This window comes from Thalassospira sp. HJ, assembly GCF_000948415.1.
In the GTDB taxonomy this organism is placed as follows: domain Bacteria; phylum Pseudomonadota; class Alphaproteobacteria; order Rhodospirillales; family Thalassospiraceae; genus Thalassospira.
The window spans coordinates 455,019-471,213 of record NZ_JYII01000010.1 but is presented as its reverse complement, the minus strand read 5'-3'; the positions used below and the strand labels follow the sequence as shown (position 1 = coordinate 471,213).

The window sequence follows — 16,195 nt, the reverse complement described above, 5'->3', positions numbered from 1 at the left end:
TCCTTGAATCGATCCAATACCGTCTTATAACGGCATTCGATCCCGTTTGTCAGTGTCGAGGATGCAAAAAGCCGCGCCATAAACCGACGCGGCCTTTTTAATGCATCTCACCCATTACCCGGGTCAGTCCTGCTTCTTTTTTATCGGTGCGGTTGCGTTTTGCAGCCATTCACGATGATCATCATCAAGATCATCGGCATACATTGCATAGACTTGCGCATGGTAGTCGTTAAGCCACTGCAACTCGTCCCGGGTCATCAATTCCGGATCAATCAGCTTGCGCTCAATCGGCGAGAAGGTCAGGGTCTCAAAGCCGAGCATCTTGCGATCTGCACCAATCGGCGCATCAATCTCGGTTACCGCAATCAGGTTTTCAATCCGGATGCCGTATTCGCCTTCCTTATAGAAGCCCGGTTCGTTCGAAACGATCATACCGGGTTTCAATGCCACCTTGTTCGGGGCCTTGGAAATACGTTGCGGGCCTTCATGCACGCCAAGATAACTACCAACGCCATGCCCGGTGCCATGGTCAAAATCAAGCCCGGCTTCCCAAAGCGGCATGCGGGCCAGCGTATCAAGCTGCTGACCGGTGGTGCCCACCGGGAACACGGCACGGGCAAGGGCGATATGGCCCTTGAGCACGCGGGTAAAGCGATCACGATGTTCCTGAGACGGCTCGCCAATTACGGTTGTTCGGGTGATATCGGTGGTGCCATCAAGATATTGGGCACCGGAATCGATCAGGAAAATCTCGCCCGAGGTCAGCTTGCGGTTGGTTTCCGGGGTATTGCGGTAATGGCAAAGCGCCCCGTTCGGACCACTGCCCGGAATGGTTTCAAAGCTTGAATCGCGGAAAAGCGGGTCTTCGGCACGCATCGATAGCAACATGTCGGCTGCTGCACGTTCATCGATGTCACCAGCGCTTGCGGCTTCATCAAGCCATTTGAAATACCGAATGATCTTCTCGCCATCGCGCTTGTGGGCCTTGCGCGATCCTTCGAGTTCGACGTCGTTCTTGCACGCCTTGGGAACGGCCACCGGATCGCGTCCGACACGAACAGTCGCACCTGCTTCGGAAAGCTGCATGCGAAGCCAGTCCGCTGCCGTTGCTTCATCCAGACGCACCGACTGATTACCCATGGCCTGCAGGGCGTCGGCTAGTTCGCCCGGCGCACGCAGATTGGCCTCACCCGACAACCAGGCGACGGTTTCGGCAGCAACCTTGCGTTCATCCATGAACAGATCGACCGAGGCATCCCCGTTAATGATCGCATAGCCAAGTGCCAGCGGCGTTTGTGGCACATCAGCCCCACGGATATTCAAAAGCCAGGCAATGCTGTCAGGTGCGGACAAAATGGCGCTGTCACATGAAATGCGTGACAGGATTTCGGCAATCTGGGTGCGTTTTTCAAAGCTGGACTTGCCCGCATATTCCATCGGATGCGGGCGAACCGGACCAAGTGGCAGATGCGGCTGGGCATGCCAGATGGCATCAATCGGGTTGGTGTCGATCGCAATCAGTTCCGCCCCGACCGCGTCGCAGGCAGAACGAAGGTGGGTCGCCTGCTGCACGGTATGTAGCCAAGGATCATAGGCAAGCTTCTGCCCGGATTTCAGATTGTCGTGCAACCAGCCGACCACCGGTTCTTCGACCAGATGGCGATATTCAAATAGATCTCGGCTGACTTGCTGACGGACCTGAATGGTGTAGCGGCCATCAACAAATACAGCAGCCTTGTCGCGCAGAACAACAGCCGCCCCGGCAGAGCCGGTAAAGCCGGTCAACCATGCCTGACGTTCTGCCCGGGCCGGGACGTTTTCGCCCTGATGTTCATCGGCACGCGGCACAACAAAGCCATCAACGCCCTTGGCCGAAAGATAGGTACGCAAGGCATCCAGTCTGTGGGCTGCGTCAAAATCATCCTTGGCCATTTTAAAGCGGCTTTTGCGTTCATCACGGAGCGCGAGCAATTCAGCCCGCAAGGCATCATCCGGGGATTGGCAGATCAGATCGATCCAGTCTTCTCGCGTGCTGCCTTCAGCGGAGGCCAGCACACCGTCAATCAGATCGATGACAGCGCTAACATCCTTGTCGACATTGGCGGCTTCAAGCAGTTTGGCAAGTTGAGCATCACCGGAAATGGCCATGAAGATCCTCTTTAAAACATGTGGGGCGGTAGGCGGGTTAGGCGCAGGACCTACACCTATGTAAGGGTTAGTACCGATGTCGCGCAAGCACCAAAGACCATGCCCGCATGCTACGCCATTTTTCACCCGCGAAACAGCTGTGCATGCATCTCGCGAATGAATGCGTTGCAAGCTTCGCAATGCACATTAGCCAAAGGTTAACGTATGACAGTCCCGTGACAAAAAGATGGCCCGTCGGGACGTCAATTTGCTGGAGACCATGAACGGTGATCCGTTTTCCTATTACTGCCTTGAGCGTTATACAATCCCGTCGTCGCCAGACGGCCTATGACGGCCTTGAGCGCCTGACCCTGGGTCAAAAAGCTGCGCTCGGTCTTGATACTGGCCCTGCCCATCCGGCAGACGACATTGCAGATCGTATTCCATATGATCAGCACGACGCCCAGGACACGGAATAACGGATCAGTCCCGCCCGGGTTGGTCTGATATCAAATGATGACGCGCAGGATCACGGTTCATGATCCTTGCGGCATTTTTGTCTTTTCCCTCTGAAACGGCCCTGCTTCTCCACAGCAGGGCCGTTTCTTTTTGACCGGTTCACGCCTTGCGCGGTATCGGGCGGACGGTAGAAAGCCTTTCCACCGCCCTACTCAACCAGTTTCAGGTCCGTATCAACTTCCGACGTATCAGCCGCAATGGCAGGTGTCGGCTCCGCGTCCTTGGTTTCCCCAAACACGGCAGCCAATCCGTCATGTAGCTCGATGATATCAAGCGGCTTGGCAAGAATGCGGGCCACCCCAAGGGCCTTGAAGGATGCCGTCACCTCGTCTGAGGCGTAACCCGTCATCACGACAACAGGGATGTTGTTGCCGGCTTCACGCAGCTTTTCGATCATCTTGTGACCGGTCATCCCCGGCATGGTCTGATCGGTCAGAATCCCGTCAAAATCGGCATCCGGTGCGCTGAGTGCCTCAAGCGCCTTAGTAGCCTCGTTAAAGGTTTCCACTGAATATCCGATCCGCTCAAGCATGCGTGCGCAGAGTTTAAGGTTCTTTTCCTCGTCATCGACAACGGCAAGATGACCGCCCACACCAACCGACAAACCACGCGTATCGCGTTTTTCATCACAGGCTTCGCGGTCATGTTCGGGCAACAGGATCGAGAACCGGGTGCCCTGCCCCAGACGGCTGTAAACAGAAATCTCGCCCTTATGACCGGCGATAATCCCGTGCACGGTCGACAGGCCAAGACCCGTCCCCTTGCCCGGCTCCTTGGTGGTAAAGAACGGATCAAAGATTTTCTTGGCGATTTCGGGCTCCATCCCAACACCGTTATCGACCACACATATCTGGATATAGCGCCCCGATGTCAGCAAGGGATGCACTTCAAGGCTGTCTTCAGTGACTTCAAACGGGCTGGCCTTGACGCGAATTTCGCCCTGATCTCCAACCGCGTGATAGGCGTTGGTGATCAGGTTCATCAGACATTGATCAAGCTGGGTCGCATTGCCCATCACTGTCATGCCCTTGGCCCCCAACTCGACCTTGAGCGAGACACTGGATGGCAGCGAACCGCGCGCGAAACGCACAGTAGCCGTGATCATCGACCCGACATCAATTGGCGAACGTTCGGTTTCGGAATTACGGCTAAATGCCAGAATTTGCCGAACCAGATCACGCGCGCGATCCGCCCCCTGCCGGATTTCCATGACGTCGTCACGCAGTGGCGAGTCTTCTGGCAAATCGGAATAAAGCAATTCAGCATAGCCACTGATGGGCTGCAGGATATTGTTGAAATCGTGCGCAATACCGCCTGCCAGCACACCCATGGTTTCCATCCGCTGGGAATGGCGTAGCTGCTGTTCAAGCTTTTCACGTTTGCGTTCGGACTGCAGACGTTGCAGTTCGGCAGACGCACGCGATGCAAACACTTCGACAATCGATCTCGCCAGTTCCGGGTCCGCCAGCGGCTTGTCTGATACGGTCACCAGAATGCCGTTTACGTTTCCGTCACTGTCATAAAGCGCAGCACCAACATAACCAACAACATCGATGTCGGTGACCATATGCACATCAGGCATCACGCTTTTGAAATCGTCCTTACAGACAAAAACACCGTCCTTGATAACACGTTCGGCTGCCGACCCGGCCAAAGGGAAATCAAGCCCCTCTCGCTTGCTGTCTGGCGAATGGAAGGCAACCGACTTAACCCGATCGCCAACGATCTCGGCGATATGGCAATAGGTCATATCAAGGGTTTCACACAGCACCTGTGTCAGGTTGTCAAAGAAACCGGTTCCGACCTGATAACGAATGCCGCGATAAATCGATTCAAGCGTTTCCTGATGGCGTTCGCGTTCCGTGACGTCCAGTGCGAAGCTGGCAATACAATCAAGATCGCCATTGGCGTCAAAGATCGGACTTTCATACCATTCACAGATAATCCGGGAGCCGTCGCTCTTGACGTTTTCGAAACGGTTATTGACGCTGTTTTGCGTTTCCATGATCCGCTGGATCAGGCTTCCGAGACGCGCACGGTCTTCTTGCGGAACGAGAAGCTCCAGCTTTTTACCAACCATCTCGTTTGCGCTGTAGCCAAACAACTGACTAGCAGTGTCGTTGACCTCAATGATCGTTCTATCCGGCGTCCAGTAGAACACACCAATCTTGGCATTGTTAAAATGTGCTCTCAGGCGGCGTTGGTTGGCTTCAAGATCAGCCTTCGCAACCTCAAGATCGTGACGATATCGCATGCGTTCAGTTATATCGCGGCAGCTGACCCTGATACCAAGATTTCCGCCGTCACTATCGGCAATTGGCTGCCAGGACATATCGATACCAATCTTGCGGCCGTCTTTATGCAGGCCGGTAAATTCGCGGTCACTGCCCGAAAGACCATCAAGCCCTTCGTCAATGTAATGACGAACCCGGTCACGATCCTCGACTGCGATAAATGACAACGGATAATCATCAAGTGCCATGCATTCTTCGACCGTGTAACCCAGAACACGTTCGATACCCGGGTTTACCCAGATCAGCTTGCCATCAGGTGCGATCCAACTTTCCCAGCCAACCGTGTAATTGGCCACCGCCTCGAACCGCCGACGCGAGAAGCTAAGCTCGTCATTAGCTTCCATAACGTTTTTCATGCCGGCCGCAGCTGCCAACAACCCTCCCGCCATATGTGCAAAGACGATTTCCTCGGGGCGCCATATTCTTGCCCGGCCAACGGTCTCAAAGCACAGAATACCCATGCGACCCGCCGCAGAAATCAGCGACACATCAAGGATCGCCCTGATATCCATCGGGATCAGATAGGCATCTGCCAGTTCCGAGGTACGTGGATCGGTAATCGCATTGTCCGCATCAACAACTTGCCCGGTTTCAAGAGCGGCAAAATAACGCGGTAGATCACATCGCTTCAGAAGCATGCCGTCATGTTTGGCAGATGGATTGTTGGCATCAAACAGCCCGACGCACTCGACGTCACCGTCATCCTTTTCCAGCCACAGACTTGCACGTTCACAATTCATCAAATCTGCAAAGCGTTTTAAAGTCGGTCGGAAAGAGGCGTTTTCAATGCGATCAAGTGACGAGAAATGGTTGGCAACCTCCGACGCACTTTCACGGATTTGCTCCAGAAATTTCTTTCCCGACATCAGTTCGTTCTGTGAACGCACCTGATCCATACTCGTCTGCAAAAGCGCCTGACGCATCCAGACAATACCGACAACGAGCGATGCCGTCATCCAGATATAACCAAACAGGGCAGAACCCCAGACCGGTATCGTATGCGGAACTGCTCCACTATCGGTGATCAAGCCGTCGTCGAGATCATAGACACGCATCACGGCGACGCTGACAATTGCCAGGAAACAGAACACCGCGTATCGAATGGTGACCGAAAGTCGCCAGAACAACCCGACAATCACGGTCGAAACAATCATCATCGCCATCCCGCTGGCGGGCGAGAACCAGACGATATAAAGTAGCGACATCGCGGTCATCGCTGCGACGATCACAACCGACTTGATGTAGGTCGATAGACGCTTGCGCAGGACAAGGCAAGTCAGGACCGCCAGAAAAACCAAAAGATGGACAATCTCGACCGTCATCGAACGCTGGCTTGCTTCGCGCAACATTGATGACACCAATGCGGGCAGACCACCGATCGACATCACAAACAACATGAAGTCGGCGATACGGTTCCGCGTCCGGTCAAGAGTGGCGCTTAATCTCTTTGGCATGAGCTGTCAGGTTCCGTTCTCAGACCAACTGGTCAGGCATGCTGTTATAGATAGTTTCAAACCGAGTATGATTTTCGGCGAACAGTCCCAGAAGCTTCGGATCAAACATTTCCGGCGATGTCCTGTCGTCACCTTTGGTGATGATGTTAACTGCATCAAGATGACCATAGGCTGGCTTATAGCGGCGTGCACTTCGCAGAGCATCATAGACATCCGCCAACGATACAATCCGCGCCACCATAGGAATATCTGTTCCCGAAAGTCCTGCGCAATAGCCCGACCCTTGCCAATGTTCATGGTGATATCGGGCAATAATGGCGGCCTGTTCCAGAACCGGATTGCCAGAAGAATTCAACATAGCAAAGCCGATCTCCGTATGACGCTGCATGACCTTGAACTCTTCGTCAGTCAACTTTCCGTTTTTCAGAAGCACCTCATCGGGCACGCCGACTTTTCCGATGTCATGAAGAATGCCGGCCAAACGGATTGTGCGTTGAACATTCTGATCCAATCCGGCCATGTCGGCCAGCAACTGGGAATATAACCCGACGCGCACACAATGTTCTGCTGTTTCGATATCGCGGTACTGCGAGATCAGGCTCAGACGATCAATCATCTCCTGCTCTGCGCCACCAAGCTTTCGCGTAATATCATCAAGGGTCTTTGACTGACTGAGATTATCAAGTTCGAGCTTGCGGACCCGCTCACCTTCTTTGTCGCGTTCAAGCAAGCGCGCCTGCGCGTCAAGTGCAGCACGCTCCAGCTCGGACCGCTCAATCGGTTTATCGAGAAACTCCCGAACGCCAAGCCGCAATGCCGTGACGGCATCCGACTTGTCGCCATCACCGGTCAGCAGAATAAACTCAAAGTCACGCTTGTATTCGTTTATCGCCCGCTTGACGAATTCCAGTCCGCCGCAATTTGGCATGCGCAAATCGGATACAACGAGACGCAGTGATGCATCCGCTTTTACTTTTTCAAGTGCCTCCAGTCCGTCCGCGGCCAACACCACGTCAAAACCTGCACGCTCAAGAATGCGCGCAAGCAGCTTTCGAATGGCTGGCTCGTCGTCTGCGACGAGAATGCGGTGTTCAAGCTCGCTCAATCAGTCTGCTCCATGTCTGAATCCAATTGCGACCAGAGAATAGCGTAACCTATCCGTTGGTATTATATATTGCAACATACGCAAAAGGTGACTGAGCAGATTTTAATTTTAAAAACTTCTATTTTTCCGCGTAATCCAACGATTTCGCCGAACAAGTCCTTGATTGAAAGATATTTAGAATGCACTCGCATAGGTGTGATTTTATTCACATTACTCAATTCAACGAACGAATCGAGAAGTGTCACGGACGTATAGGAAAAGCTCGAGAATCACGCCGAAACACTCAGATTTCGCCCCTAAACGAAAAACGGCTGCCCATCAGTTTCGATGGACAGCCGCTTAAATCATTGCCGGAAAGATGTTTGCGTTAACCGACGACGAGCGTCGTCCAGTTTTCCACCTTGAAGCGATTGACCAGCGAAAGTCCGACTTCGCGATAGGCCGAAAGAACAAACTGTTCCTGATGCGCGAGAAGACCCGACAGGATCACCACACCGTTTTCGGAAAGCGTATTGGTCAGATCATGCGCCATGCCGCGCAGCGGGCGGGCAAGGATATTGGCGCAAACAATGTCGTAATATCCGGCGTCACGGATACGGGAATCCTGAAAACCGTTCGAATGAATGGCAGTGACAAGTTCCGCGACTTTGTTGGTTTTGGCATTTTCGCGGGCAACTCGAACCGATGCCGGATCAATATCGGCCATCATCACCGAGCAACGCCAGGTTTTGGCGCAAGCCATGCCGAGAATGCCCGATCCGCACCCCATATCAAGCGCGTTGTGACGTGCTCCACGCTTGGCCAACCAGTCAATGGCGGCCAGGCAACCCTTGGTCGTCTGGTGTTCACCGGAACCGAATGCCAGACCGGCATCGACCTGAAGCGCTGTCTTGGCGACCGGGATTTCTTCATCCCAGTGCGAGCCATGCACAAAGAAGCGCCCGATCGAGATCGGCTTGAAGCTGCGCAGGTTCTCACTGACCCAGTCCTTTGGCTCATAGGTTCCAAAGGTCACAGTCGGTGTTTCAATACCAACAGCGGACGCCATGATCGAAACCGCTGTTTCCACCGCACCCTTGTCAAACAGCTCACCTGCAAAACCTTCAATCCGCCAGGGTGCACTTGGATCACCTTCGCGTTCGAAATGCGACAGCGCATCACAGTAATCAAACAGCGCGTCGGCAAAGGCTTGCGCATAGGCGCCATCAACTTCGAACTGGAAGTTGTAGCAAAGAACGGGTTCGGTCATATCACTTCTCGCTTGTGTGGGCGGCGAAGGTGCTCTGCCCGGTTAAATCGGTCATCCGAAGGGTTGGCTGGGGCTTACCCCGGCAGGATGAAGCTGTCGACCACTTTCTTTGTGCCAACACTGTCGAAATGGATTTCCAGCTTGTTGCCATCAACGGCCCGCACCGTACCCGATCCGAACTTGCGATGACGCACAGTGTCGCCGACCTTGTATTTCGATGATTTCGAACTGGTGGAATAGCTGGTTTCACCATCGGGCTTCACATCGATCACATTCTTGCGCACGCGGTCCTGCCAACCGCTTGAGGCAAATTTGCGATCCCCGGCACCCAATGTCTTGTTGCGATCCGATGCACTGTCACTAGCCCAGCTTGGCATCTTCATCCAGTCATCTGCACCCCAGGCACCCGGCGAATGGTTGCCACCATGCCCGCCAAGGCCGGTATCGCTGATCCGTTCGATATGCTCGTCTGGCAACTCATCGACAAAGCGCGATGGCAGGGCTGATTGCCACTGGTTATAGATGCGACGATTGGCGGCATAACAGATAGTTGCGCGTTTGCGCGCACGCGTAATCCCGACATAGGCCAGACGGCGTTCTTCCTCGAGGCCCTTGACCCCGCTTTCATCCATGGCGCGCTGATGGGGGAATACGCCTTCTTCCCAGCCCGGCAGGAAGACATAATCGAACTCAAGCCCCTTGGCCGCGTGCAGGGTCATGATCGTGACTTTTTCCTCATGATCGTTCTGCGCGTTTTCCATCACCAGCGACACATGTTCAAGGAAGCTTGTGAGGTTTTCAAACTCGCCAATCGCGGAAACGAGTTCTTTCAGGTTCTCCAAACGGCCCGGCGCATCAATCTCCTTGGATGTCCGCCACATGTCGGTATAGCCGCTTTCATCAAGGACGGTTTCGACGACCTCGACATGGCTACTGCCCGACAGCATTTCGCGCCAGCGTTTGAAATCCCCCAGAAGCCCGCCGATGCTTTGGCGCATCTTGGGTTTGAGTTCCTCGGTATCGATCAGATCACGCGCAGCTGCGGGAAGCGAGATCGCCTGATCGCGGGAATATTGATGCAGGGTTTGAAGCGTTGCCTTGCCAACCCCGCGCTTGGGCACATTGACGATGCGCTCAAACGCCAGACTGTCCTCTGGCTGCGCGACAAGCCGGATATAGGCCAGCGCATCGCGAATTTCCTGACGCTCATAGAAGCGTGGTCCGCCAACAACCCGATAAGGAATTCCGAGCGTGATCAATCGTTCTTCGAACTCACGGGTCTGGAAACCGGCACGGACCAGAATGGCGATTTGGGATGCACCAACACCCTTGCTTTGCAGGGCTTCGATATCTTCACCGATCAGCCGTGCCTCGGCCTCACCATCCCAAACACCTTTGACAAAGACCTTCTCGCCGGTATCGATTTCCGTCCAAAGCTCTTTGCCCAAACGTCCGTCATTGAACGTGATCAGCTTGGATGCTGCGGCCAGAACATGCGGGGTGGAACGATAGTTCTGTTCAAGGCGAACGACTTTCGCGCCCGGGAAATCAGACTCAAAGCGCAGGATGTTACCGACCTCGGCCCCGCGCCAGCTATAGATCGCCTGGTCATCATCACCAACGCAGCAGATATTGCGATGAACCATCGCCATCGCGCGCAGCCACAGATACTGCGCAACGTTGGTATCTTGATACTCATCGACCAGAATATAGCGGAAGGTGTTCTGATACTGCTTCAGGACTTCCGGATGCTGCTGGAAAAGCGTCAGGCAATGCAGCAGCAAATCACCGAAGTCACAGGCATTCAGGACTTTGAGACGTTCCTGATAGATCTTGTAAAGGTGCTTTGCGCCGCCATTGGCGAACTCGACACTTTCATTGACCCTCTCAGGCGTTAGGCCCTTGTCCTTCCAGCGCTGAATGATCCCCATCAGCTGCTTGGCTGGCCATTTTTTCGGATCAATCTGTTCGGCATCCATGATCTGCTTAAGCAGGCGCACCTGATCATCGCTATCAAGAATGGTGAAGTTTGACTGCAGCCCGATCAGATCGGCATGGCGGCGCAACAAACGCGCCGAAAGCGAGTGGAAGGTTCCAAGCCACCAGCCTTCAACTGGACGCCCCAAGGCCTGTGCGACACGTTCCTGCATTTCCTTTGCCGCACGGTTGGTAAAGGTCACGGCAAGGATCTGCTGCGGGTGCAGGCGTTCGGTCTGCGCCTTGGTTTCAAGCAGGTGCGCGAGCCGCGTGGTCAACACGCGCGTTTTCCCGGTGCCGGCACCCGCCAGAACCAGCAAAGGTCCATCAAGGGTTTCGACAGCATCGCGCTGCTCGGCATTCAGATTATCGAGATATGCCGGGGTCGGTGTATCGGCCAGACGCATTTCGGGGCTGGCTGCGAATTCATCAATTTCGAACGGATCATCCATCATGATGGCATATATATCACGCTCCGTATCAAGAGCCAGCCTTGCATCCGCAACGACGATGCAATTTTCCCTGTTCGTGCAAAATCGTCGCTAAATTCGCTGCTTTTCAGCTTGAGTTGAATTTTTTGCGCCAGTTTTTGCCGACCTATACGTGTGTTTACACATCATAGCAATTCTCAATCAAGGCAGGAAAATGAGCGGTATCAACGGCATGGGCGGCAACATTGCCCAGTTACTTGGTCAAAACGGTCAAAATGCGAATTCCACCTCTGGCACAGATACCGTGTCGGGCGCAGAAGCATTTGGCTCGTTTGCACTTTTCAACCTTCAGAACAACGGCGAGAACAGTTCGGACGCCATGACTGAGTTGACGTCGAAAAGTGAAACCATTACCGGCCAACTCTCAGATTCCATTTTGTCGATGCTCATGGAACTGCAGGAAACGAGTACGACGACAGATGGCAACAGCAGCTTTGATGCTCAGCAATTGTTTTCAGACATGGACGCAGATGGTGATGGCACCCTAACCAAAGATGAATTCATGTCTGCTGCGCCTGATGACGTGAGCGAAGAGATGTCAGAAAACCTTTGGAGCGTTATGGCGGGTTCAGACTCAGATAGCATTTCCGAAGAAGACTATCTTGCTGCCATGGCTCCGCCTCCTGGCGCAATAACTGCCGATGAGACTGAGAGCAGCTCTGACGAAACATTGACGGGCTACGCCGCACCTCCTGGCAAAGATGGTACCTACGACCCCCTTGATACCAACGAAGACGGCGTTGTGAGCTTTTCAGAAATCATGGCCGCTGCCCCTGTCGATGCAACCCCGTCTGCAAGTAGCCTGCCTGACTTCAGCAACGAAGCAGAGCCTACAGAAGTCTCTGCCGAACAGATTGAGCAACCTGCAGCAACCCCGCTTGATCCACGCAATGAGTCCTTCAGTAACAAATTGATGGCACAGGTAATTAGCTAATCCCTAGCTGGCTGAAAACTCTTCAAGCACGTTAATGATCCTGCCAGTGGCCTTACCATCCCAAAACGGGATTGAAGTGGCCCTTCTTCGGAGTGTCATCTCTTGTAATCGACACATCACGGAGGGCAGTAATCCTTCTATATCGACCAGCCTGTTGGTTCCCTTGGTGATGGTGACCGGACGTTCGGTCGATCTGCGCAGAGTTAGACACGGCACGCCAAGGCAGGTTGTTTCCTCCTGCACCCCACCGGAATCTGTCACCACGACACCTGCATACCGCATCAAACTTGCAAACTCGACATAGCCCATCGGTGGCAGCAACCTAACACCTGCTGCACTCAGCTCCTCAATCAGGCTCAATGCCGCGAGGCGCTTTTCAGATCGGGGATGAAGGACAAAGCAGACCTCTGTTTTTGCGGCCAGTTCTTTCAATGTTTGACATATCAGGCCAAGCATTTCGGGGTCATCGACATTGTTTTGCCGATGCAGCGTCACAAGCACAAAGCGCCACTTATCCACACCAACCTTGCTGGCCGCATCTTCCTGATCGATTTTCGGTCGCATCATTTCCAGTGTGTCAGCCATGATATTGCCGACCAGCTTGATACGGCCTGGCTCGACTCCCTCGGCCAACAGGTTCTGATCTGCATCCGCTGACGGGGTCAGCAAAAGATCCGCCTTGTGATCAATCACGATACGGTTTTGTTCCTCGGTCATGTCGGGATCAAAACATCTCAACCCCGCTTCGAGATGCACAAGAGGTATATTCATCTCGGCCGAAACCATGGCGGCTGCCCGCGATGAGTTCACATCCCCCACGACCAGAACCACGTCGGGACGATCGCTATGACAAAGCGCCTCATACGCCCGCATCATGTCGGCAACGGGGTCACCGCTTTCTGACGGTTCCCAGTTCAGGACATGATCGGGGTCCGGCAACCCAATTTCGCGCCAGATCGCCAAAGACATCATATCATCGCAATGCTGGGCCGTATGGACAAAAGAGGGGCGCAGGAATGGATGGCCCACCAACCCGCGCCAAAGTGGTGCGATCTTCATGAAGTTGGGTCTGGCACCGGCAATGAGGTGGAGCTTCATATCTTATCGACACGCATCCTGCTTCTGGGAAAATTCGACCGTCTTCCCATAGCCTAATAGATAAGTCCGGCTCCTCGTAACCTTCTTTGGTATCGGTATTTTCTGCCGCCAATCATCACAGGTAGGGTGTCCGGAATGCCAAAGACAGGCATCGATCTATTCAATGGTCTTCGCATGTAATTTGCGAACCCTTACGTCCCGCATCCATGGTCTGAAAATTGCTTTGATTTCTGATGGTAAGCATGTCTGACACCCTCGGCGACTTTCTGAGGGTGCTGGTCGTGCTTTGTGCATCCCAGAAGAAAGGTATCTCGCAATGAGTACTATTTTTGGATTGGGCAACGGGTTACCGATTTCAACCCGGGCCAGTTCTGCGGAACGGCCAGGTGCACACGAAGGTATCGAAGGTTTTAGCGCAGGTAGCGCTGCACCTGTTTCAAGTGTTGCGGCAATCGGATCGGAAGGTGGCTCTTCGAAAAGTCAGCTTTCCGACGCGGTTCAGTCCGTCATGCTTGAATTTCAGGATATCGGAAGCGGGTCATCAAACTTTGCTGCGGCCATGGACGCCGTCAAAGCCAATGACCGTGCAAACGGTATCAAGACCAATGATAACGTCGTTTCTTCGAATTCCGATCCGGCAAATGACGATCCTGCCCTTGCTGAGCAGGATGCCGAGGAGGAATTCAAATCAGCCCTTCGTGACAGTTTGAGTCCGCCACCAAAGGACGAAAAACAGAACGAAAAGGCCGAGATTGAAAAACGCAGGGAACGTCAGGAGATTGATAACGCAGCCGAGCAGGCTGCAACCGATCTTCCCGAAAACGTTGCCGGTCTTGATAGCCGGGTCGCAGCTCAGGTCATGTCTGGTCAGCCAGCACGACAGCAACCCGCATTGGCCGCCTGATTACATCGGCCATAAAACCTTGAACGGAGCAGCGCTTAACGGCGCTGCTCTTTTCTTTTGTGTAAGGGATCAGAAAAGCTTGGGCGGCGCGTCGCCGCGTTCTTCACTTTGAAGCTCAAGCAATGCGTTATTATAGGCCATCATCGCATCCTTTTCATGGACGAAGCCGATGATATGGCGTTCTTCCGCACTGTTTAGGACCGGCAGATGTTCTTCACCGGTTTGCTCCATCAGTTTGATGGCCTTTTCGATACTGTCAGTGCGATACAGCACCGGCGGCTTTGATCTGGCGACCTGGCCGGCTGTTACTTCATCGCCCAGCTTCGGATCAAAGGCCGCGTGACGCAAATCGGTTAGCGTGATGGTGCCATGCAGCTTGCCCTGATCATCAATGACAAACAGTTCCGAATAGGGCGCATTGATCAGCTTTTCGCGCACCATCGGCAGTCCCTCGTCAAGCGGGACGGTCTCGTATTCGCGCTTCATGATCTCGGCAACCTTGATCGTTCGAAGCAAATTGACTTCCCGGCCCCAGCGGGTCGAAACGCCGCGGCATTTCAATTGCCACTGAAAGAACGAGCCGCCCTGGAACTGATCCATAATCACCGTCGCCAGAACAGATGCCACCATCACCGCCGCCGTCAGGGCATAGTCACCGGTCAATTCAAAGATGATCAGTGTGGTTGAAATCGGTGCCCCAAGAACAGCTGCGGCCAAGGCCCCCATACCAACAAGCGTGTAGGCCGAATAGCCCGATGACAGATCCGGGAAGACGTTGGTTGCGATAATCCCGAACGCCCCACCCAGCATCGCACCAAGGAAAAGCGCCGGACTGAAGATGCCACCCGCAAAACCAAGCCCCATGCAGATCGAAACCGCAAAACCCTTGGCAAGCAGCAGCCCGATCAGGAAGGTCAGGTTATAGCTTTCATTGAGCGCATCGTTCATTGCGCCGTAACCGACGCCAACAACCTGCGGAAAGATCAGGGCCAACAGTCCTACCACGAGCCCCGCCACCGCCGGACGGATCCAAAGCGGTGCGTTGGTGCGGTTTGCAGTCTTTTGCACGATCGGAATGGCGCGCACGACCAGAACGGCGGCGATACCCGCAATGATCCCCAAAAGGGCAAAGGCCGGAAATTCCCAGAACGACTGGATATCGTGACCGGGGATCAGGAAGGCGACTTCATCGCCAAAATAAATCCGCGTAATCACTGTCCCGGTAACAGACGCCAGCACAATCGGTGCAAAGGCCGTCAGGGCGTAATGCCCGAGGGCGACTTCATGGGCGAAAAGCGCTCCGGCCAAGGGCGCATTAAACGATGCCGCCACCGCCGATGCCACACCACACCCCAACAGGGTCCTAGAGGCCGAACGGCGCAAATGAAGAATACGCGCAAGCCACGCCCCAAAGGAGGCCCCCATATGAACAACCGGCCCTTCACGACCAAGGGATGCCCCACTGCCAAGCGAGACTGCACTGGCAATCGCACTTTTGATCCCGCAGCGCGTTGACATGCGGGCATCATGGAAGGATGCGGCATCGATAACGTCGGCCACCCCATGCGGGCGCTTTTCGGGCAGGAACTTGTAGATGAAAACACCAACAATCAGACCACCAACCGTCGGCGCAAGAATAAGCTGCCAGACCGGAATTTCACTGAGATGACGGTGAAGAGCTTCTTCGCCAGTTCCAAAAAACAGCGACTGGATGAACAACAGTCCGTCGCGAAACAGGATCGTGCCGCCCCCGGCCAGTGCGCCGACAATCAAAGCCAAAATCGACAGAACCAGCTGCTCGCTTTTCACAATGCGGCGCAGACGGTTCAAAAAGATGTTCGATTTCAGAAGCTTTTCAGCCATTTCAACTATACCGGGGTTGGCGACGCGGGATTTGGAATGATCATAGGATCAGCTTTTCCTGCGAATAAAGGGTAAAGACAAGCAATACCACGGTTATTTTCGCATTTCTGACACCCATTGATTGATCCGGGTGGATGTGTAACAACAAGTGACCCGGGTTCAGGGCAGCCCCAGTGCCGC

General features: G+C 54.0%; 10 protein-coding genes. 3 read left to right on the top strand and 7 right to left on the bottom strand.

All coding sequences use genetic code 11. From position 1 onward, the window contains the following. Positions 1-123: 123 nt before the first annotated feature. A complete protein-coding gene (locus UF64_RS20865) occupies positions 124-2,148 on the bottom strand; it encodes an aminopeptidase P family protein (protein ID WP_052657492.1) in 2,025 nt (674 codons plus the stop codon). Positions 2,149-2,438: 290 nt separating this feature from the next. Here UF64_RS20865 and UF64_RS20150 point away from each other — a divergent pair, with 290 nt between their 5' ends. Continuing rightward, positions 2,439-2,606: a hypothetical protein gene (locus tag UF64_RS20150; protein WP_235284995.1), complete on the top strand. Its 168-nt coding sequence runs from the start codon at positions 2,439-2,441 to the stop codon at positions 2,604-2,606. Between the two features lie 188 nt (positions 2,607-2,794). On the opposite strand, the gene UF64_RS19670 is transcribed toward UF64_RS20150, so the two are convergent. The 4 genes from UF64_RS19670 to UF64_RS07570 form a co-directional block, all read right to left on the bottom strand. After that, positions 2,795-6,394, bottom strand: coding sequence for a PAS domain S-box protein (locus UF64_RS19670; protein ID WP_082049617.1), 3,600 nt, complete (start codon positions 6,392-6,394; stop codon positions 2,795-2,797). Positions 6,395-6,413: 19 nt separating this feature from the next. Continuing rightward, positions 6,414-7,499 carry an HD domain-containing phosphohydrolase gene (locus UF64_RS07580; RefSeq protein ID WP_044827978.1) on the bottom strand — a complete coding sequence of 362 codons (1,086 nt, stop codon included), beginning with the start codon at positions 7,497-7,499 and terminating at the stop codon, positions 6,414-6,416. A 367-nt stretch (positions 7,500-7,866) separates the two neighbouring features. Next, positions 7,867-8,748, bottom strand: a complete 882-nt coding sequence (locus UF64_RS07575; RefSeq protein ID WP_044827977.1) for a 50S ribosomal protein L11 methyltransferase — start codon at positions 8,746-8,748, stop codon at positions 7,867-7,869. Between the two features lie 74 nt (positions 8,749-8,822). Beyond that, positions 8,823-11,177 carry an ATP-dependent helicase gene (locus tag UF64_RS07570; protein ID WP_044827976.1) on the bottom strand — a complete coding sequence of 785 codons (2,355 nt, stop codon included), beginning with the start codon at positions 11,175-11,177 and terminating at the stop codon, positions 8,823-8,825. A 193-nt stretch (positions 11,178-11,370) separates the two neighbouring features. Here UF64_RS07570 and UF64_RS07565 point away from each other — a divergent pair, with 193 nt between their 5' ends. After that, positions 11,371-12,150, top strand: coding sequence for an EF-hand domain-containing protein (locus UF64_RS07565; RefSeq protein ID WP_044827975.1), 780 nt, complete (start codon positions 11,371-11,373; stop codon positions 12,148-12,150). 3 nt (positions 12,151-12,153) lie between these two features. Here the strand turns inward: UF64_RS07565 and wecB are convergent, their stop codons facing one another. Continuing rightward, positions 12,154-13,248 (bottom strand): non-hydrolyzing UDP-N-acetylglucosamine 2-epimerase, encoded by a 1,095-nt coding sequence (gene wecB, locus UF64_RS07560; protein ID WP_044827974.1) that lies wholly within the window; start codon positions 13,246-13,248, stop codon positions 12,154-12,156. Positions 13,249-13,564: 316 nt separating this feature from the next. Between wecB and UF64_RS07555 the strand changes: the two genes are divergently transcribed. After that, positions 13,565-14,152: a hypothetical protein gene (locus tag UF64_RS07555; protein WP_044827973.1), complete on the top strand. Its 588-nt coding sequence runs from the start codon at positions 13,565-13,567 to the stop codon at positions 14,150-14,152. A 69-nt stretch (positions 14,153-14,221) separates the two neighbouring features. On the opposite strand, the gene UF64_RS07550 is transcribed toward UF64_RS07555, so the two are convergent. Further along, on the bottom strand, positions 14,222-16,015 hold the full coding sequence (locus UF64_RS07550; protein ID WP_044827972.1) for a chloride channel protein: 1,794 nt from the start codon (positions 16,013-16,015) through the stop codon (positions 14,222-14,224). Positions 16,016-16,195 lie beyond the last annotated feature (180 nt).

Excerpts from the sequence above, each read along its gene's own strand:
- UF64_RS20865 (WP_052657492.1), bottom strand. The coding sequence starts at position 2,148 with ATGGCCATTTCCGGTGATGCTCAACTTGCCAAACTGCTTGAAGCCGCC.
- UF64_RS19670 (WP_082049617.1), bottom strand. The coding sequence starts at position 6,394 with ATGCCAAAGAGATTAAGCGCCACTCTTGACCGGACGCGGAACCGTATC.
- UF64_RS07575 (WP_044827977.1), bottom strand. The coding sequence starts at position 8,748 with ATGACCGAACCCGTTCTTTGCTACAACTTCCAGTTCGAAGTTGATGGC.
- UF64_RS07570 (WP_044827976.1), bottom strand. The coding sequence starts at position 11,177 with ATGGATGATCCGTTCGAAATTGATGAATTCGCAGCCAGCCCCGAAATG.
- UF64_RS07565 (WP_044827975.1), top strand. The coding sequence starts at position 11,371 with ATGAGCGGTATCAACGGCATGGGCGGCAACATTGCCCAGTTACTTGGT.
- wecB (WP_044827974.1), bottom strand. The coding sequence starts at position 13,248 with ATGAAGCTCCACCTCATTGCCGGTGCCAGACCCAACTTCATGAAGATC.
- UF64_RS07555 (WP_044827973.1), top strand. The coding sequence starts at position 13,565 with ATGAGTACTATTTTTGGATTGGGCAACGGGTTACCGATTTCAACCCGG.
- UF64_RS07550 (WP_044827972.1), bottom strand. The coding sequence starts at position 16,015 with ATGGCTGAAAAGCTTCTGAAATCGAACATCTTTTTGAACCGTCTGCGC.